Source organism: Methylobacterium nonmethylotrophicum, assembly GCF_004745635.1.
GTDB classification, from domain to species: domain Bacteria; phylum Pseudomonadota; class Alphaproteobacteria; order Rhizobiales; family Beijerinckiaceae; genus Methylobacterium; species Methylobacterium nonmethylotrophicum.
This window is the reverse complement of sequence record NZ_SRLB01000007.1, coordinates 173,311-190,443: the sequence shown is the minus strand read 5'-3', so window position 1 is coordinate 190,443 and position 17,133 is coordinate 173,311. Positions and strand designations below refer to the sequence as shown.

Annotated in this window: 16 protein-coding genes; 5 read left to right on the top strand and 11 right to left on the bottom strand. The window is 71.1% G+C overall.

What is annotated here, in order from left to right; genetic code table 11:
- Positions 1 to 4 precede the first annotated feature (4 nt).
- Complete coding sequence (locus EU555_RS11460; RefSeq protein ID WP_135414769.1) at positions 5 to 946, bottom strand: ABC transporter substrate-binding protein; 942 nt, start codon at positions 944 to 946, stop codon at positions 5 to 7.
- A gap of 182 nt (positions 947 to 1,128) precedes the next feature.
- Here EU555_RS11460 and EU555_RS11455 point away from each other — a divergent pair, with 182 nt between their 5' ends.
- Positions 1,129 to 2,157 carry an SDR family oxidoreductase gene (locus EU555_RS11455; RefSeq protein ID WP_135414768.1) on the top strand — a complete coding sequence of 343 codons (1,029 nt, stop codon included), beginning with the start codon at positions 1,129 to 1,131 and terminating at the stop codon, positions 2,155 to 2,157.
- Between the two features lie 88 nt (positions 2,158 to 2,245).
- Here EU555_RS11455 and EU555_RS11450 read toward each other — a convergent pair whose 3' ends face one another.
- The 4 genes from EU555_RS11450 to EU555_RS11435 all read right to left on the bottom strand — a co-directional run bounded on the left by EU555_RS11450 (position 2,246) and on the right by EU555_RS11435 (position 6,352).
- Positions 2,246 to 2,518, bottom strand: coding sequence for a hypothetical protein (locus EU555_RS11450; protein WP_135414767.1), 273 nt, complete (start codon positions 2,516 to 2,518; stop codon positions 2,246 to 2,248).
- Positions 2,519 to 2,732: 214 nt separating this feature from the next.
- Positions 2,733 to 5,198 carry an ATP-dependent Clp protease ATP-binding subunit ClpA gene (gene clpA / locus EU555_RS11445; RefSeq protein ID WP_135414766.1) on the bottom strand — a complete coding sequence of 822 codons (2,466 nt, stop codon included), beginning with the start codon at positions 5,196 to 5,198 and terminating at the stop codon, positions 2,733 to 2,735.
- A gap of 21 nt (positions 5,199 to 5,219) precedes the next feature.
- Positions 5,220 to 5,597 (bottom strand): ATP-dependent Clp protease adapter ClpS, encoded by a 378-nt coding sequence (gene clpS / locus EU555_RS11440; RefSeq protein WP_048433572.1) that lies wholly within the window; start codon positions 5,595 to 5,597, stop codon positions 5,220 to 5,222.
- 293 nt (positions 5,598 to 5,890) lie between these two features.
- The gene (locus EU555_RS11435; protein ID WP_135414765.1) at positions 5,891 to 6,352 is read right to left on the bottom strand and encodes a phasin family protein; all 462 of its coding nucleotides are present in this window, start codon (positions 6,350 to 6,352) and stop codon (positions 5,891 to 5,893) included.
- A gap of 308 nt (positions 6,353 to 6,660) precedes the next feature.
- On the opposite strand from EU555_RS11435, the gene EU555_RS11430 reads away from it, so the two are divergent.
- Entirely contained in the window at positions 6,661 to 8,151 is a 1,491-nt protein-coding gene (locus EU555_RS11430; protein ID WP_135414764.1) for a D-alanyl-D-alanine carboxypeptidase, read from the top strand.
- 459 nt (positions 8,152 to 8,610) lie between these two features.
- On the opposite strand, the gene EU555_RS11425 is transcribed toward EU555_RS11430, so the two are convergent.
- The 4 genes from EU555_RS11425 to egtB all read right to left on the bottom strand — a co-directional run bounded on the left by EU555_RS11425 (position 8,611) and on the right by egtB (position 12,423).
- Positions 8,611 to 9,357, bottom strand: a complete 747-nt coding sequence (locus tag EU555_RS11425) for a DnaJ domain-containing protein (protein WP_135414763.1) — start codon at positions 9,355 to 9,357, stop codon at positions 8,611 to 8,613.
- Positions 9,358 to 9,400: 43 nt separating this feature from the next.
- Positions 9,401 to 10,099 carry a vWA domain-containing protein gene (locus tag EU555_RS11420; protein ID WP_135414762.1) on the bottom strand — a complete coding sequence of 233 codons (699 nt, stop codon included), beginning with the start codon at positions 10,097 to 10,099 and terminating at the stop codon, positions 9,401 to 9,403.
- A 10-nt stretch (positions 10,100 to 10,109) separates the two neighbouring features.
- Complete coding sequence (gene egtD / locus EU555_RS11415; RefSeq protein WP_135414761.1) at positions 10,110 to 11,099, bottom strand: L-histidine N(alpha)-methyltransferase; 990 nt, start codon at positions 11,097 to 11,099, stop codon at positions 10,110 to 10,112.
- Between the two features lie 70 nt (positions 11,100 to 11,169).
- Entirely contained in the window at positions 11,170 to 12,423 is a 1,254-nt protein-coding gene (gene egtB / locus EU555_RS11410) for an ergothioneine biosynthesis protein EgtB (RefSeq protein ID WP_135414760.1), read from the bottom strand.
- Positions 12,424 to 12,650: 227 nt separating this feature from the next.
- On the opposite strand from egtB, the gene murI reads away from it, so the two are divergent.
- The 3 genes from murI (at position 12,651) to rpsD (ending at position 15,148) form a co-directional block, all read left to right on the top strand.
- The gene (gene murI / locus EU555_RS11405; RefSeq protein ID WP_135414759.1) at positions 12,651 to 13,517 is read left to right on the top strand and encodes a glutamate racemase; all 867 of its coding nucleotides are present in this window, start codon (positions 12,651 to 12,653) and stop codon (positions 13,515 to 13,517) included.
- Positions 13,514 to 14,335, top strand: coding sequence for an alpha/beta hydrolase (locus EU555_RS11400; protein ID WP_245524250.1), 822 nt, complete (start codon positions 13,514 to 13,516; stop codon positions 14,333 to 14,335). The genes murI and EU555_RS11400 overlap by 4 nt, the downstream gene beginning before the upstream one ends.
- 195 nt (positions 14,336 to 14,530) lie before the next feature.
- Positions 14,531 to 15,148: a 30S ribosomal protein S4 gene (gene rpsD / locus EU555_RS11395; protein WP_048433566.1), complete on the top strand. Its 618-nt coding sequence runs from the start codon at positions 14,531 to 14,533 to the stop codon at positions 15,146 to 15,148.
- Between the two features lie 185 nt (positions 15,149 to 15,333).
- Here rpsD and EU555_RS11390 read toward each other — a convergent pair whose 3' ends face one another.
- Complete coding sequence (locus EU555_RS11390; protein WP_135414758.1) at positions 15,334 to 15,765, bottom strand: HIT family protein; 432 nt, start codon at positions 15,763 to 15,765, stop codon at positions 15,334 to 15,336.
- A gap of 155 nt (positions 15,766 to 15,920) precedes the next feature.
- A complete protein-coding gene (locus EU555_RS11385) occupies positions 15,921 to 17,090 on the bottom strand; it encodes a M20 aminoacylase family protein (RefSeq protein WP_135414757.1) in 1,170 nt (389 codons plus the stop codon).
- Positions 17,091 to 17,133 lie beyond the last annotated feature (43 nt).

Sequence of the window (17,133 nt, the reverse complement as noted above, 5' to 3'; positions counted from 1 at the left end):
CGGTTCACTGCGCGAAGCGGGCGTCAAAGAGCCCGGCGATGTCGGGCTTCTGCCGGATCACCCCGATCTCGAGCAGCAGGTCGGCCGCCTGCTCGGAGAACTTCTGGATCTCGCCGCTGAAGAACGCCTTGTTGGCGGCGCGGTCCTGCCAGCGCAGGAACTTTGCGGAGTTGCCGAAGGCCTCGCCGGTCTGCTTCACGTCGGCGCCCATGATCTCGTAGGACTTCTGCGGGTCCTTGGCGATCATCTCGAGCGCCTCGAAATAGCTCTCGGCGAGCGCCTTCGCGGCCTTCGGGTTCTGGTCGAGGAACTCGGGCGTGCAGCCGAAGGTGTCCATCACCATCGGGTAGTCGAGGGTGGTGGCGATGATCTTGCCAGATTGCGGCGCGGCGCGGACCGACGACAGGTAGGGCTCGTAGGTCATCGCGGCGTCGTTCTGGCCGGCGATGAAGGCCTGTGCGGCAGGTCCCGGCTCAAGGTTGACGACCTTCACGTCCTTGAGCGAAAGGCCGTTGGCCTTGAGGATCCAGGCGAGCCCGAAATACGGCGCGGTGCCGGGCACCGAGGCCGCCACGGTCTTGCCCTTCAGGTCCGCGATCGACGCGACGTCGTTGCGCACGGCCAGCCCGTCGGCGCCGTAGGACTTGTCGAGCTGGAAGATCTGCTTCGTCGGCACGCCGTTGGCGTTCCACACCACCCAGGTCTCGACCGTGGTGGCGGCGCATTGCACGTCGCCGGAGCGGATGGCGAGGTGGCGGCTCGCCTGCGGGATCTTCTTCAGCGAGACGTCGAGGCCGTTCTTCTTGAAGATGCCGGCCTCCTTGGCGAGCGTCAGGGGGGCGAAGCCGGTCCAGCCCGACAGGCCGACCGTGACCTTCGTCTCCTGCGCGGCGGCGGATCCCGCCAGCGCGAGTGCGACCATCAACCCTGCGGCAACCGCCCTCATCGTTCCCTCCCGATCCCTGCCAAGCCTCACGCCTGTCGTACCGGCGGCGGGCCTTTGTGTATAGACATAATAGCGGGCAGCCTGCCCGCGGATCCGGCAGCCTCCCTTCGCGTCACCCCGCCTGCACCCGAACGGCCGCGGGCGCGTTGTCGGGTCTGGCATCGTGAAAAAGGAGAGGTCGCATGAGCCGAACGACGCGCCCCACCGTCGTGGTGACCGGCGGCAGCGCCGGAATCGGGCGCGCGGTTGCGGTCGCCTTCGGGCGCCGGGGCTGGAATGTCGGCATCCTGGCGCGAGGCCGGGCCGGCATCGCGGCGGCGGTCGAGGAGGTGCGGTCGGTCGGCGGTCGGGCGCTCGGCTACCGGGCCGACGTCGCCGATCCGCTTGCGGTCGACCGGGCGGCGGATGCCGTCGCGGAGGAGTTCGGCGGCCTCGACGTGTGGGTCAACAACGCCATGGCGACGGTCTATGCCGAGGTCCAGGACACGACCCCGGAGGAGTTCCGGCGCGTCACCGACGTGACCTATCTGGGCCAGGTCCACGGCACCCTCGCGGCCCTGCGCCACATGCGGGAGGCCGACCGCGGCACGATCGTGCAGGTCGGCTCGGCGCTCGCCTACCGGTCGATCCCGCTGCAGGCGGCCTATTGCGGCGCCAAGTCGGCGGTGCGCGGCTTCGTCGACAGCCTGCGCACGGAGCTTTTGCACCACCGCAGCGGCATCCGCCTCACCATGGTGCAGCTGCCGGCGGTCAACACGCCGCAATTCGACTGGGCCCGCTCGCGCCTGCCGCGCCGCCTGCGGCCGGTCCCGCCGATCTTCCAGCCCGACGCGATCGCCGAGGCGATCGTGCGCGCCGCCCACGACGCGCCGCGGGAACTCTGGATCGGCACCCCGTCCTGGCTGGCGATCCTCGGCGCACAGGGCGCGCCGGCCTTCACCGACCACTACCTCGCCCGCAACGGCTACGAGGGCGAGATGACGGACGAGCCCGCGGATCGCGGCCGTCCCGACAACCTGTTCGACCCGCTCGATTCGCACCGCGACCACGGTGCCCATGGCCGGTTCGACGCACAGGCGACGGACGGCGTGGTCGCCGCCGACCCGATGTGGCTGCATCTCGGCATGATCGCGGCGGCGGGACTGATCGGCGGGGCGGCGCTGGCGGCGGGGCGGCGCAGCGGACGGCGGGATCCCCGCATCGCCGGGTGAGGCGCGGGGCCTCCCCTGCCATGCGACACGTGCCGGAGGCGGCCCCGCCGATCACGGCTCGCGCCTGGCCGGGCCGGGCTCCGTGCCCCTACATCGACCCGCGCTTCTCGAGCGCGCTCTTCACCTGCTTGAGCTGGTCGAACACCGCGCCCGGGGTCGTGCCCAGGGCGGCGAAGCCCGCATTGATCGCCCAGTAGCCGGCGAACAGGATCAGCGGCACCAGGATCCAGCCCAGGATCTCCTCGCCGATCTTGCGGCGGCGGCGGCGCTGCCGCCGCCTCTCGCGCCGGGTCGCCTTGGGGGAGGGCGGGCTCACCGTCGTGGCCGGGGCGAGGGGGCCCTCGTTGAGATCACCGCTCATCGGGATCGTCTCTCGCGTCTCCTGGCGCAGGCGAGGAAGGTGTTGTCCCGACCTGCGGATCATCCTCGAACCCGCCCCGTCTCCAATTCGGCAGGGCCACGGCTTCAAACGCGCATCCCGGCGGGGAGGGCCCGCCGGGATGCGCGTCTCGCCAGGCGTCATACACGGGACGAGGGCCGGGATCGAGGGGTCGAAATCCCCGATCCCTGCCGGGTCAGGCCCGCACCAGCGGCACCTTCGGCACCGTGCGGACCCCGCCGCCACCGCCGCCCGAGCCGCCGTCCTTGGGCTTCTTCGGCGCGGCGCGCGGACGCTTCTGCTTCTTGGCGGCCTTCTTGGCCGCGATCGTCACGTCCTTCTCGGGCCGCGGCGTCACCGGGCCGGCCGGGAAGACGAAGCCGAGGCTCGGCTTCTCGCCGTCGGGCCGCTTGACGATCACCCGGACGGCGCCGCCGTCCTTGAGCTTGCCGAACAGCACCTCGTCGGCGAGCGGGGTCTTGATGGTCGACTGGATCAGGCGGGCCATCGGGCGGGCGCCCATGGCCTCGTCGTAGCCGTTCTCGACCAGCCAGTCCCGCGCCTCGTCGGACAGCTCGATGGTGACGTTGCGGTCGGCGAGCTGCGCCTCGAGCTGGAGCACGAACTTGTCGACGACCTTGGCCACCACCTCCTTCGGCAGGTGGCCGAAGGACACCACCGCGTCGAGGCGGTTGCGGAATTCCGGGGCGAACAGGCGGTTGATCGCCTCCTGGTCGTCGCCGGTGCGCTTGTTCTGCGTGAAGCCGAACGCCGCCCGGGCGAGGTCGGCCGCGCCCGCATTCGTCGTCATGATGATGATGACGTTACGGAAATCGACCTGCTTGCCGTTATGGTCGGTCAGCTTGCCGTGGTCCATCACCTGCAGCAGGATGTTGAACAGGTCCGGATGGGCCTTCTCGATCTCGTCGAGCAGCAGCACGCAATGCGGGTGCTGGTCGATGCCGTCGGTGAGGAGCCCGCCCTGGTCGAAGCCGACATAGCCCGGAGGGGCGCCGATCAGCCGCGAGACGGTGTGCCGCTCCATGTACTCCGACATGTCGAAGCGCAGCATCTCGACGCCGAGGCTGGAGGCGAGCTGCTTGGCGGCCTCCGTCTTGCCGACGCCGGTCGGGCCGGCGAACAGGTAGGCGCCGATCGGCTTGTCGGGGTCGCGCAACCCCGCCCGGGCCAGCTTGATCGAGGCGGTCAGCGCGTCGATGGCGGTGTCCTGGCCGTAGACCACCCGCTTCAGGTTGTCGGTGAGGTGGGCGAGCACCTCCGCGTCATCCTTCGAGACGGTCTTGGGCGGGATGCGGGCCATCGTGGCGATGGTCGCCTCGATTTCCTTGACGCCGATCGTGCGCTTGCGCCGTCCCTCCGGCACCAGCATCTGCGAGGCGCCGGTCTCGTCGATCACGTCGATCGCCTTGTCCGGCAGCTTGCGGTCGTTGATGTAGCGGGCCGACAATTCGACCGCGGCCTTCACGGCTTCCGTCGTGTACTTGAGCTTGTGGAATTCCTCGAAGGAGGGCCGCAAGCCCTTGAGGATCTCGATCGCGTCCGGGATCGACGGCTCGTTGACGTCGATCTTCTGGAAGCGGCGGACCAGCGCCCGGTCCTTCTCGAAGTACTGGCGGTACTCCTTGTAGGTGGTCGAGCCGATGCAGCGCAGGGTGCCGGAGGCGAGCGCCGGCTTCAGGAGGTTCGAGGCATCCATCGCGCCGCCCGAGGTCGCCCCGGCGCCGATCACCGTGTGGATCTCGTCGATGAACATGATGGCGTTGGGATGCGCCTCGATCTCCTTCATCACCTGCTTGAGGCGCTCCTCGAAGTCGCCGCGGTAGCGGGTGCCGGCGAGCAGCGTGCCCATGTCGAGGGAGAACACGGTGGCGTCCGCCAGGACCTCCGGCACCTCGTGCTGGATGATCTTGCGGGCGAGCCCCTCCGCGATCGCGGTCTTGCCGACGCCGGGGTCTCCGACGAGCAGCGGGTTGTTCTTCTGCCGGCGGCAGAGAACCTGGATCGTGCGCTGGACCTCGTTCTCGCGGCCGATCAGCGGGTCGATCTTGCCCTCGCGGGCCTTCTTGTTGAGGTTGACGCAGTAGGCGTCGAGCGCGTCGCCCTTCTTCTTCTGGCCGCCGCGCTCGTCCTCGGCCCCGCTTGGACGTTCCGTCTGACCCTCCTCGTCGGCGCCGCGCACCGGCTTGCCCTCGGACAGGCCGGGGCGCTTGGCGATGCCGTGGCTGATGTAGTTGACCGCGTCGTAGCGGGTCATGTCCTGCTCTTGCAGGAAGTAGGCGGCGTGGCTCTCGCGCTCGGCGAAGATCGCCACCAGCACGTTGGCGCCGGTGACCTCCTCTCTCCCCGAGGACTGCACGTGGATCACCGCGCGCTGGATCACGCGCTGGAAGCCCGCCGTGGGCTTCGCGTCCTGCCGGCCGTCGCCCGTGAGGTTGGCGAGTTCCGTGTCGATGTACTCGACGAGGTTGCGCTTCAGCAGGTCGACGTCGACGTTGCAGGCCCGCATGACCGCCGCCGCGTCCTGGTCGTCGACCAGGGCGAGCAGGAGATGCTCGAGCGTGGCGTATTCGTGCCGGCGCTCGCCGGCGAGCGCCAGGGCGCGGTGGAGAGCTTGTTCAAGGCTGCGTGAGAAGCTGGGCAAAGCGGGCCTCTTTGCTGGTGCCTATTTCTTTTCCATGACGCATTGCAGAGGATGTTGGTGTTTCCGCGCAAAGTCCATGACCTGCGTCACCTTGGTCTCGGCGACCTCGTAGGTGAAGATGCCGCACTCGCCGACGCCGTTCTGGTGGACGTGCAGCATGATGCGGGTCGCGTCCTCGCGCGACTTGTTGAAGAAGCGTTCCACCACGTGGACGACGAACTCCATCGGAGTGTAGTCGTCGTTGAGGAGCAGCACGCGGTAGAGGTTCGGCCGCTTGGTGCGCGGCTTCGTCCGCGTGATCACGGCGGTTCCCGATCGCCCGTCGCCGTTGCCGGGAGCGCGGGGATTGGCCGCGACCGGCCTGGTGGAGGGTTCTCCCTGCCTCGGGACCTGAGCCATCTGAATCGTACCGACCTCGCTCTGGCGACCGCGCCGAGCCGCCCCCCGTCTGACGGGGGCTCGAACGGCGATGCGGGTCGGCAGCCTATCACGTCGGCTGCCGGTGCCGAGCCTAATCTATAGGCCGTCTCCGCGCTCCGCCAGTCGGCTGCGCGCTCTTGTCGTGCGGGCCTGTCCGAAAACGCGGGCGACCGGCACGGGCGTCCCGTGCCGGTCGCGGCCAAGATCGGCTGGGTGCGGTCCGGCGCGAGGCCGGACGGGGCGACCGCGAAGGGCCGCCCTCTGTGTCGCGCTTACGCCGCGTCCTTGGCGGCGTCGTAGGCCTTGCCGGCCTCGTCCTCGACCTTGGTCACGCCGTCCTTGACCACCTTGAAGGCCCGGTCCTGCGCCTTGGCGAACTGGTCCTGGGCCTGCGCGACGAGACCCTCGAACGGCTTCGCCATCTCCTTGGCGAGGTTCTGGTAGAGCTCGGTCATCTTGGTGGTCTGGGCCACGAGACGCTCGTAGGAGGTCTTCATGTACTCGGTCTGGATCTCGAGCGCCTTGTCGAGCGAGCGCACGCCGGCGAGCTTCTCCAGGGTGGCGGTGCCGTGCTCGAAGGACTGCTTGGCAAAGTCGGTCGCCTCGACGGCGATCGCCTGGCTGGCCTTCGACAGGGTGCCGAAGCTGCGCAGCATCGCGTCCATGCCGTCCTTGCCGAACTTCTGGGCCGCTTCGGCCTGCTTCTCGACCTGATGGCTGATGTTCTGGTTCATGGTGGCCTGGCACCCCGAAGCGGGCGCCCCTCCTCGCGCGGCGTTTCAGGCTATCGCGGGGCGCCCGCGCGTCGCGCCCCGCTGGCCGCAATATGTGCACCGCACAAAATTCGTCAAGAGCCTATTGTGCGTCGCACAATGAGGCGAATTCGAGCGGTGGAATGCGACTCCGGTTAACCGGGGCGTAACCGCGCCTGCCTAGCCTGATTGACAGTGATGCCGTCGCGCCACGCCGTCCCGCAGGGCGCCGCCGGTCCAGGGCGCCGCCCGTGAAGCGGGCGCCCCACAGTCAACGGGGTATGTGCGTGATGCGTTGCGTTCACGGCCAATCTGGACCCGCGCTGCCGGCCGTGCTCGCCGCCGCGGCGGTGCTGACGGCGCTCACCGCCTCGCCCGCTGAGGCGCGCCGGCGCCATCACGGCGGCGGCGGGGGCTACAATCCACCCTACGCCGCGATGGTGGTGGACGCCAAGACCGGCCGCGTGATGCACGCGGTCAACGAGGACGCCCTGCGCCACCCGGCCTCGATCACCAAGGTGATGACGCTCTACCTGCTGTTCGAGCAGCTCGAGCGCGGCAAGATGGACCTCGACTCGGCCCTGGAGATCTCGGCCAACGCCGCCCGCCAGGCTCCCTCGAAGCTGGGCCTGCGCCCTGGCTCGACCATCACGGTCGAGGAGGCGATCAAGGCGCTGGTCACGAAGTCGGCCAACGACGTCGCCTGCGCCATCGGCGAGAACATCGCCGGCTCCGAGCCGGCCTTCGCCGAGATGATGACCCGCAAGGCGCACGCCCTCGGCATGAGCCGCACGCATTACGCCAACGCCTCCGGCCTGCCCGATTCCGACCAGATCACCACCGCCCGCGACCTGACGATCCTCGCCCGGGCGATCCAGGACCGCTTCCCGCGCTACTACCGCTACTTCCAGACCCGCTCCTTCGCGTTCCGGGGCCGGGTGATCGGCAACCACAACCACCTGCTCGGCCGGGTCGAGGGCGTCGACGGCATCAAGACCGGCTACACCCGCGATTCGGGCTTCAACCTGATGACCTCGGCCCGCAGCGGCGACCGCCACATCGTGGCGGTGGTGCTCGGCGGAAAGTCGGGGGCGAGCCGCGACGCCATCATGGCCAGGCTCGTCCAGGCCAGCCTGCCGGCGGCCTATGCGGGCGCCCGCACGACCCCGCCGGTGGTCGAGGTGGCCGAGCGGCCGCGCCCCGCCGTAGTGGCCGAGCGGCCGGTCGCCACACGCACCCTCGTCGCCTCCGCGGACGACGACGAGGGAGTCGAGACCACGAACTCCACCGGCCAGCCCCTCGACATCGCGCCCCGCGGCGGCGCGACGCCGCAAAGCGCGCCGAAATGGCGCGCGGGCGCACCCGCGGTCCCGGCGAGCGCCCAGGCCTACGCCCCGGCCGGCGCCTCCGCGGCCTTCCCCGCCCCGGCGCCCGGCGGAAAATACGCGTCGCGCCTGCCGGCGGCCGAGCCCGGCGAGGCCCGGGCGCCTGCCCCGCGCGAGGCGGCGGCGCCCGTCCAGAAGCCCGTCACCGTGTCGCCCTGGGTGATCCAGCTCGGCGCCATGGACGACGAGGGCAAGGCGAAGTCGATGCTCGCGGAGGCGCGCCAGCGCGGCGGCGGGGCGCTTGCCAAGGCCGCCCCCTTCACCGAGCGGGTGACCCATGGCGGCACCACCCTGTTCCGCGCCCGCTTCTCGGGCTTCTCCGAGGCCGAGTCGGCCCAGGACGCCTGCCGGACGCTCAAGCGCAACGGCTTCACCTGCTTCGCGACCCGGAGCTGACGTTTTGCCTCACGAAGAGGGCAGGGCCGTCCGGAAGCAGGATTGAGCGAAGGTTCCCCTCTCCAGGCAATACCGGGCTTGCCCGGAATTGCTGCCGGGTGTGGGAGAGGGGCCGGGGGATCGAAGATCCCGCACGGGCCTGCGGCCCGCGTTAGGGTGCTACGGTCCTGAGTCAAACTCAGACCGTCGTGCCGGCAGCGGAACGGCCGAGAGTTGTTCGGCACCGTCTCCACCCCCACGCGGGCCGCAGGCCCGTGCGGGATCTTCGATCGCCCCTACTCGTCTCCCACACCTTGGAGCGATACCAGGCAAGCCTGGTATCGCCTGGAGAGGGGATCCCGCGCCGGGCGCCATCCGCGGATGCGTCTCTCGGAAGCGGGCCCAATTCGCAAATACACCCGAATACACCCCCGCCGCGGCGCGTCCCTGCCGCGGTTCCGTCGACACGCGCGTGGAGTATCAGCGATGTCGGTTGAGCAGAAAATCCTTGGCCGCGTTGACGCGGGCCGCCAGGTAGTCGGACCCGCCCTGGTCCGGGTGAAGCCGCTTCATCAGGGTGCGGTGCGCCCGGCGCACCTCCTCGAGGGGCGCCCCGCGCTGAAGCCCCAGGATCTGATAGGCCTCCTCCTCCGTCATCGGCCCTGGCTGCGCCGCACCGCCCGGCCGCGGGTCCGCGTGAGCCTCAGCGTCTACGCGCCATCCGGCAAACCGGCGGTCCAGATAAGCCTCTAGCAGCCGGGCGCCGTCGGGGTCCCCGGCGCGGCACTCGGACAGGAGCCCGGTGAGGCGCGGGAGATCGAGGCCGTCGAGGGCCTGGCCCGCGAAGGGGCCGGACAGCACCGTGCCGCGCATGGCGCCGCTGGCGTGGTCGAGCTCCATCTCGAGCCGGGCGGAGCAGACCCGCGAGACGGCCTCCGCCCGCGGTGCCGCCGGGCCGAGACCGAACCGGCCGAACCCGAACCGGCCGAGGCCGAAGGGGAGGGGCGAGCCCTGGCGCCAGCCGAGGAGCCACGCGCCGCCGAGGCCGAGCGCCCCCGCCATGTCGAAGCGCCCGCGCAGGAACAGGAAGGCCGCCGCCGCGAGCGCGAGCCAGCCGCCGGCCTGGCGGACCGCCCGCGCGATCGTCGCAGGGTTCGCGGTCGCGTAGTGGCGGCCGAGCCACCACAGGCCGACGAGGACCAGGACACCGAGGCCGAGGGCGATCATCCGTCTGTCCGTCACCCTCGGTTCGCGCAGGAGACGACCGTGTCTACCCGCCGGTCATGCCGGCGAGGAGCCGGCGCGCCGCCGCATCCTCATGCGCGGCCAGGCGCAATCCGTCGAGTCCCCGGGTGGCGTAGATCGCCGCGGCGCGAAGCAGCGCCGCCAGCACGTCGGGCGCCGCGAGGTCGAAGCGGGCCGAGGCGCCGCCGCTGAGCCGGGCGATCTCGGAGAAACCGGCTGCGACCGTCGGGTCCGGCCCCTCATGGAAGCAGAAGGCCGGCAGGCCGAGCAGGCCCAGCTCGCCGGCGACGCCGCAGAGGTCGTCGAGATCCTCCTCGATGGCGTCGCCGACCAGCACCAGGGCCTTGACCGGGCCGCGCCCGGCCTCGTTGCGGGCGTGGCGCAGCACCCGGCCGATCTGCGTCCGGCCGCCCTGGCAGGTTACCACCTGCATCAGTCCCGTGAGCGCCCGCGCATCGGCGACGAAGCGCGAGGCCCGGCACTCGGCGAGGCCCCGGAAGTAGACGAGCTGCACCGCGAGGCCGCCGAGCCGCGCCGTCGCCTCGAACATCGCGGCCTGGACCGCGCAGGCGAGGTCCCAGGTCGGCTGCCGGCTCATCGTGGCGTCGAGGGCGAAGACGAGGCGCGGGGCGTCCCCGGCCGGCGGGGCGACGCGCCGCGCCGTCTCGAGGAACGCCTCGACGGCGCCCGAGGCGGACGGGCCGAGATCGCGGGAGCCGCCCATGCCGTCCCCGTCAGTGCCGCCGGATGGTGCTGGCCTTCAGCGCGTGGACCGAGAAGAGCCCGTCCGGATCGGTCCAGACGCGGGCATGCTCCCAGCCGGCAGCCCGGGCGAGCGCCCGGAAGCCCGGCACCGTGTACTTGTAGCTGTTCTCGGTGTGGATCGTCTCGCCGGAGGCGAAGTGGAACGGCACCCCGGCCACGGTGACGAGCTGGCTTTTCCGGCTCACCAGGTGCATCTCGATCCGTCCCAGGTTCTCGTCGAAGAAGGCCTGGTGCGAAAACCCGTCGAGGTCGAAATCGGCGCCGAGCTCGCGGTTGATCCGGGTGAGCAGGTTGAGGTTGAAGTCCGCCGTCACCCCGGCCGCGTCGTCGTAGGCGGCGTCGAGCACCGCCTTGTCCTTCACGAGGTCGATGCCGACGATCAGGGTCGAGCCCGTCCCCAGGGTGCGGGCGAAGCTGCCCAGCAGCGCGGCCGCCGCCTCGGGCTCGAAGTTGCCGAGGGTCGAGCCCGGGAAGAAGCCGGCCTTCGGCGCGTCCTTCAGGTCGTCCGGCAGGCCGAAGGGCCTGGTGAAGTCCGCCGCCACCGGCTCGACGCGCAGGCGCGGGAAGTCGCGGCCGAGCTCGTCGGCCTCGCTGCGCAAAAACTCCTCCGACACGTCGACCGGCACGTAGGCGGCGAGATCGGGCAGATGCGGCAGCAGGCGGCGCACCTTGGTGGTGGAGCCGCTGCCGAACTCCACCAGGGCCGCGCCCGGTGGCAGGCCGGCGGCGATCTCGGGGCCGTCGCGATCGAGGATCGCGAGCTCGGTGCGGGTCGGGTAGTATTCGGGCAGGCGGGTGATCGCCTCGAACAGCTCGGAGCCGCGCCGATCGTAGAAGTACTTGGCCGAGAGCTGCTTGCGCGGGGCGCCGAGGCCCGAGAGCACGTCCTGCAGGAAGCTCCGGTCGGGACCGCCGTCGAGCGGGGCGGCCGGCGCGAGATGGGGAATCGGGGCGTTCACGGGCAAAACTCCGAGGTCGTGCGGGCATGTCGCGGGTCCTCGCGGCACCCGCGTCGAGGCGCGTCACGCCTCACGCACCGTACTGAGATAGACGCAGGCCGGTGAACTGCCAGCGCTGGTGGGGATAGAAGAAGTTCCGGTAGGTCGGCCGGCTGTGACCGTCGGGCGTCGCCACCGAGGAGCCGCGCAGCACGAACTGGCTGACCATGAACTTGCCGTTGTACTCGCCCAGGGCCCCGGGCAGCGGGCGGTAGCCCGGATAGGCGCTGTAGGCGCTGCGGGTCCATTGCCAGACATGCCCGAAGGCGGCGTCGAGGGCGCCGCTCGCCGCCTCCCACTCGGCTTCCGTCGGCAGGTCGCGCCCGGCCCAGCGGGCGAAGGCGTCTGCCTCGTAGTAGCTGACATGGGTCACCGGGAGGGCCGGATCGACCGCCTTCAGCCCCGCGAGCGTCATGCTCGACCACACGCCGTCGGCCTGCCGCCAGTAGCCCGGCGCCTCCCAGCCCTCGGTCTGCGCCGCCACGAATCCGTCCGAGAGCCACAGCTCGGGCCTGGCGTAGCCGCCGTCCTGCATGAATTCGAGCCACTCGCCGTTGGTGACGAGGCCGCGCTCCAGGCCGACCGGCCGCAGCAGCACGTCGTGGCGCGGCTCCTCGTTGTCGAAGTGGAAGCCCTCGCCGGCATGTCCCATCTGGGTCACGCCGCCGTCGAGGACGACGCGGCCCGGCTCCTGCGACAGGCGGGGCCAGCGCCAGCCGGCGTCGTAGGCCGGCAGCAGCGGGTTCTGCGCGAAGGCGTGCAGGATGTCGGTGAGCATCAGCTCCTGGTGCTGCTGCTCGTGGTTGAGGCCGATCTCGACGGTGGCGACGATGTCCGGAAGCTGCCCCTCGGGCGCATCCGCGATCAGGCCGGCGACGGCGCGGTCGACATGGGCGCGATAGGCCGCGACCTCGTCGCAGGTCGGCCGGGTCACGAGGCCGCGGCTGATCCGCGGCGCGCGCGGACCCGCCTGCACGTAGTAGGAGTTGAACAGGTAGAAGAACCGCTCGTCGAAGACCCGGTAGCCCGGCACCCGCTCCTTGAGCAGGAACTGCTCGAAGAACCAGGTCGTGTGGGCGCGGTGCCACTTGGTCGGGCTCGCATCCGGCATCGACTGGATCTGCTGGTCTTCCGCGGAGAGCGGGGCGGCGCGGCGCTCGGTCTCGTCGCGCACGTGGCGGAAGGCTGCGATCCAGGCGCCCCGGTCGACCGGACGGGCCGCGGCGGGGGGCGGAGGAAAAACGGGGCGCGTGTCGGTGACCTGCGCGGTCGCGGTCGCTGCCATCAGATCTTCCCTCATGCGTAGACTGATTGTCCACGGCTAACGCGGGTCCGGGGAACTCGTTTCTCCGGCGCGGCGTTACCGCGCAGCTTGTGCTGCGGTGCGAGAGGGCCGGATCGTGTGCACCGCGGGGGAAGCGGGGCCATTTTGCCGCCGCAGTGACCAAGCCTTAACGACCCCGCCGGACTCTGGCCGGCACTCGATTCTCTGCCTCTCGGTCTAGACCTCCCATGCGGTTCGATCTGATGGCCGGCACTGCCGCGGCGCCCCTGGCGCCGATCGCGCGCACGCCGGTGGTTCTCGTGTTCGATTCCGGCCTCGGCGGCCTCACGGTCCTCGCCGAGGTGCGGCGCGCCCGGCCGGACGCCCGGGTGGTCTATGCCGCCGACGACGCGGCCTTTCCGTATGGCGGGCTCCCGGAGGCGGTGGTGCTGTCGCGGGTCCTTGCCGTGATGGAGCGCCTGATGGCGCTGCACGCGCCGGATCTCGTGGTGATCGCCTGCAACACCATGACCACGCTGGTCCTGCCGGCCCTGCGCGCCCGCTTCGCGGTGCCGTTCGTCGGCACGGTGCCGGCGATCAAGCCCGCCGCGGCGGCGACCCGCTCGGGGCTCGTCAGCGTGCTCGCCACCCCGGGCACGGTGCGGCGCGACTACACCCGCGACTTGATCGACACCTATGCCGGCGGCTGCGCGGTCACCCTCGTGGGCGCGACGGGGCTCGCCTCCCTCGCCGAGGCGGACCTCTCCGGCCTGCCGGTTCCGGACGCGGCCATCCTGGCCGAGATCGCACCCTGCTTCGTCGAGACGCCGGCGGGCCGCACCGACGTCGTGGTTCTGGCCTGCACGCATTATCCGCTGCTGCTCGCCCGGTACGCGCGCATCGCCCCCTGGCCGGTGACGTGGATCGACCCCGCCCCGGCGGTGGCCCGGCGCATGGTCCACCTCCTCGGCGGCCCGCTCCACGATGAACCCGCCGGTCCGGTGGCGGCGACCTTCACCAGCGGTGCCCGCCTGACGCCCGCCCTGCGGACGGCGCTCGGCGAGCGCGGCATCGCCGAGGTGGCGGTCGAGGCGATGCCGCTCGTGCTGCAGTGAGCGTCCGGCAGGCGGCGGTGGTCGCGGCCGGCCTGCTGCTCGCGATCCTTGTGCTCTACGCCGCCGTCGTGGCGGCGTTCTGGTGGTTCCAGCGCGGCCTGCTCTATCCGGGGCAGGGCGGCCGGGTGCCCGTGGCCGGCGCCCGCCTGCCGCCGGAGGTCGAGCGGATCACGATCACGACCCCGGACGGCGAGCGCCTGCGCGCCCTGTGGCTGCCGCCGGCACCCGGCGCCGGCGTGGTGGTGAGCTTCCACGGCAACGGCTCGCTGCCGGAATGGCACGCCGAGCGGTTCGCCGCGGGGCCCTGGCGGCCTCACGGCTGGGGGGTGATGGCGCCGGCCTACCGGGGCTATCCGGGCTCGACCGGGCGCCCGAGCGAGGCCGGGCTGATCGCCGACGGGCTCGCGGCCCTCGCCGAGGCACGGCGGCGCGCGCCGGGGGCCCCGGTGCTGCTGCACGGCCATTCCCTCGGGACCGCGGTGGCGGTCGCGGTGGCTGTCCGGGCCGGCGCGGCGGGCATGCTCGGCCTCTACCTCGAGGCGCCGTTCGACTCGATGACCGCGATGGCGCGCCACCATTTCCGCCTCCTGCCGGCAGGCCTGCTCGCCGATCCCTGGCGCACGGACCGGATCATCGGCGCGGTTGCGGTGCCGATCCTGATCGTGCACGGCGACGCCGACCCGGTGATCCCCGTGAAGTACGGCCTCCGCCTGGCCCGGGCCGCGCCCGCCGGAACCTCCTTCGTCGCGGTGCCGGGCGACCACGAGTCGATCCTGGGCGCCCGGGACGCGGAGGCCGAGAGGCGGTTCCGGCCGTGACGCGCGCGCCCTGACGCTTGACCGAACAGGCCTCGTCGCTTATGAGCGCCCGGTTCGCGGGGCTCCGGTTCGGGGCCCCGCAGCATTTTGCGCACCCGCGAGCGGCTCGTCACGGCCGCTCTGTCGCCCCGGATTCGGGGGGAGGAGGGCGCGTTCCTCTCATACGTGATGCGATAAGTTCTCAGAGGACACGCGATGTCGAAACGCGTTCAGGCGAAGCACAAGCTCGATCGCCGCATGGGCCAGAACATCTGGGGCCGCCCGAAGAGCCCCGTGAACCGCCGCGAGTACGGCCCGGGCCAGCACGGCCAGCGCCGCAAGGGCAAGATGTCCGACTTCGGCACGCAGCTGCGCGCCAAGCAGAAGCTCAAGGGCTACTACGGCAACATCACCGAGAAGCAGTTCCGCCGCTACTACGCGGAGGCGATCCGCCTGCGCGGCGACTCGGGCGAGAACCTGGTCGGCCTGCTCGAGCGCCGCCTCGACGCGGTGGTCTACCGCTCGAAGTTCGTGGCGACTCCCTTCGCCGCCCGCCAGTTCGTGAACCACGGCCACATCCGGGTGAACGGCGTGCGCGTCAACATTCCGAGCTACCTCGTGAAGCCGGATGACGTGATCGAGATCAAGGAATCGTCCAAGCAGCTCGAGATCGTCGTCGTGGCGAGCCAGCTCGCCGAGCGCGACGTGCCCGACTACATCGAGGTCGACCACGGCAAGATGACGGCCCGCATGACCCGCGTGCCGACCCTGTCCGAGGTGCCCTACCCGGTGCAGATGGAGCCGAACCTGGTGATCGAGTTCTACTCGCGCTGATCGCGCGACGCAGAGCGAGACGACAGGAGAGCCGCCCGAGAGGGCGGCTTTTCTTTTTGGATGCTCACGTCGGATCGAAGTGCGCCTCAGAAAAAGAAGAGGCGTAGGTCGCTCCTCTCGCCGCTGGCGGGAAGAGGAGAATCCTCGCGCCTGTCCTGAGCTGCGTTGCGTCAGTAACGACCGGATCAGCCCTCGAGCGCCGTCCGGATCCGCTCCGCATGCTCCGCCAGCACCGTCGGGTCGGCCATGCCGCTGACGTGGCGGCGCGGGGCGACGCCCTCGTGGCGGGGCAGGACGTGGACGTGGAGGTGGAACACGGTCTGGCCCGCCGCCGCCTCGTTGTACTGGTAGACGGCGACGCCGTCGGCCGAAAAGGCGGCCTTGGCGGCCCGCGCCACGATCTGCACGGCGGCGTAGAGATGGCCGAGCGTGGCCGGATCCGCGTCGAGGAGGTTGCGGCTCGGGGTCTTCGGCACCACCAGGGTGTGGCCGTCGGCCTGGGGCATCACGTCCATGAACGCGATGACGTGCGCGTTCTCGTAGACTTTGTGGCAGGGCACCTCGCCCCGCAGGATCTTGCCGAAGATGTTCTGGGGGTCGTAGGCGGTCTCGGTCATCGCACGTATCCCTGTCGAAGCCTTCCGCGGCGCAGTCGCCGGCCTTGCCGTCCTCGGCGCCGTCCCGGGACCCCGCCTGGCGCGAGCCCCGGGATGACGCTGAGGGATGTGGGGCCGGGACCCTATCCGACCCGCGGCGCGATCGAAACCGGCGCTCAGCCGGCGGTCGCCGCCGAGCGCCGCTCGACCAGCCGGGCCAGGTAGGCGGCGCCGAGCGGGATGATCGCGTCGTCGAAGTCGAAGGCGGCGTTGTGCAGGTTCGCCCCGGCCTTGCCCCCGAGCCAGGCATAGGCGCCCGGCACCGCGTGCAGCATGTCGGCGAAGTCCTCGCTGCCCATCTTGGGCTCGGGCGCGGTGTCGACCTGGGCGGATCCGAACAATTCGCTCGCGATCTCGGCGGCGGCCTGCGTCTGGGCCTCGCTGTTGCGCAGGACCGAGAAGATGTCGCGGATCTCGACCGTGATCTCGGCCCCGAAGGTCGCCGCGACGCCGGCCGCGATCTCGCGCATGCGCCGGGCGACGAGCGCCCGCACGTCGTCGTCGAAGGTGCGGATCGTGCCGGCGAGGTGGGCCTCCTCCGGGATCACGTTGTAGGCCGCCCCCGCATGGACCTGGGTGATCGACAGGACCGCCGATTGCAGCGGGTTGGCGTTGCGGCTGACGATCGTCTGGAGCGCCTGGACCAGGGCGGCCTGGACCACCACCGGATCGATGCCGCGGTTCGGCTGCGCCCCGTGGGCGCCGCGGCCGATGATGCGGATGTCGAAGAAGTCGGCGGCGGCCATGGCCGCGCCGGCCCGGATCGACAATTCGCCGGTGCGCCCGCTCGGGTTGTTGTGCAGGCCGTAGACCTCGTCGCAGGGGAAGCGCGCGAAGAGCCCGTCGGCCAGCATGGCGCGGGCGCCGCCCAACCCCTCTTCCGCGGGCTGGAAGATGAACACCGCGGTACCGTCGAAGTCGCGGGTCTCGGCCAGGTACTTGGCGGCGCCGAGCAGCATCGTGGTGTGGCCGTCATGGCCGCAGGCGTGCATCTTGCCGGGCACCGTCGAGCGGTAGGGGAGGTTGGTCGCCTCCTCGATCGGCAGGGCGTCCATGTCGGCGCGAAGCCCGATGCGCCGGTCGCTGGTGCCGCGGCCCTTCAGGATGCCGACGACGCCGGTGCGGCCGATCTCGCGATGGACCTCGATCCCCCACGAGGCGAGCTTCTCGGCCACGATGCCGGAGGTGCGCACCTCCTCGAAGCCGAGCTCGGGATGGGCGTGGAAATCGCGCCGGATGGCGGTGAGCGCCTCGAGGTCGGCACGGATGCGGTCGATCGGTGACATGCGGCGTAAAGGCTCCCGGACAGGGCCCGGGTCGCGCCCGGGC

Excerpts from the sequence above, each read along its gene's own strand:
- EU555_RS11435 (WP_135414765.1), bottom strand. The coding sequence starts at position 6,352 with ATGAACCAGAACATCAGCCATCAGGTCGAGAAGCAGGCCGAAGCGGCC.
- murI (WP_135414759.1), top strand. The coding sequence starts at position 12,651 with ATGCGGTTCGATCTGATGGCCGGCACTGCCGCGGCGCCCCTGGCGCCG.
- egtB (WP_135414760.1), bottom strand. The coding sequence starts at position 12,423 with ATGGCAGCGACCGCGACCGCGCAGGTCACCGACACGCGCCCCGTTTTT.
- EU555_RS11390 (WP_135414758.1), bottom strand. The coding sequence starts at position 15,765 with ATGACCGAGACCGCCTACGACCCCCAGAACATCTTCGGCAAGATCCTG.
- EU555_RS11385 (WP_135414757.1), bottom strand. The coding sequence starts at position 17,090 with ATGTCACCGATCGACCGCATCCGTGCCGACCTCGAGGCGCTCACCGCC.
- EU555_RS11455 (WP_135414768.1), top strand. The coding sequence starts at position 1,129 with ATGAGCCGAACGACGCGCCCCACCGTCGTGGTGACCGGCGGCAGCGCC.
- rpsD (WP_048433566.1), top strand. The coding sequence starts at position 14,531 with ATGTCGAAACGCGTTCAGGCGAAGCACAAGCTCGATCGCCGCATGGGC.
- EU555_RS11430 (WP_135414764.1), top strand. The coding sequence starts at position 6,661 with ATGCGTTGCGTTCACGGCCAATCTGGACCCGCGCTGCCGGCCGTGCTC.
- EU555_RS11425 (WP_135414763.1), bottom strand. The coding sequence starts at position 9,357 with ATGATCGCCCTCGGCCTCGGTGTCCTGGTCCTCGTCGGCCTGTGGTGG.
- EU555_RS11420 (WP_135414762.1), bottom strand. The coding sequence starts at position 10,099 with ATGGGCGGCTCCCGCGATCTCGGCCCGTCCGCCTCGGGCGCCGTCGAG.
- clpS (WP_048433572.1), bottom strand. The coding sequence starts at position 5,597 with ATGGCTCAGGTCCCGAGGCAGGGAGAACCCTCCACCAGGCCGGTCGCG.
- EU555_RS11450 (WP_135414767.1), bottom strand. The coding sequence starts at position 2,518 with ATGAGCGGTGATCTCAACGAGGGCCCCCTCGCCCCGGCCACGACGGTG.
- EU555_RS11460 (WP_135414769.1), bottom strand. The coding sequence starts at position 946 with ATGAGGGCGGTTGCCGCAGGGTTGATGGTCGCACTCGCGCTGGCGGGA.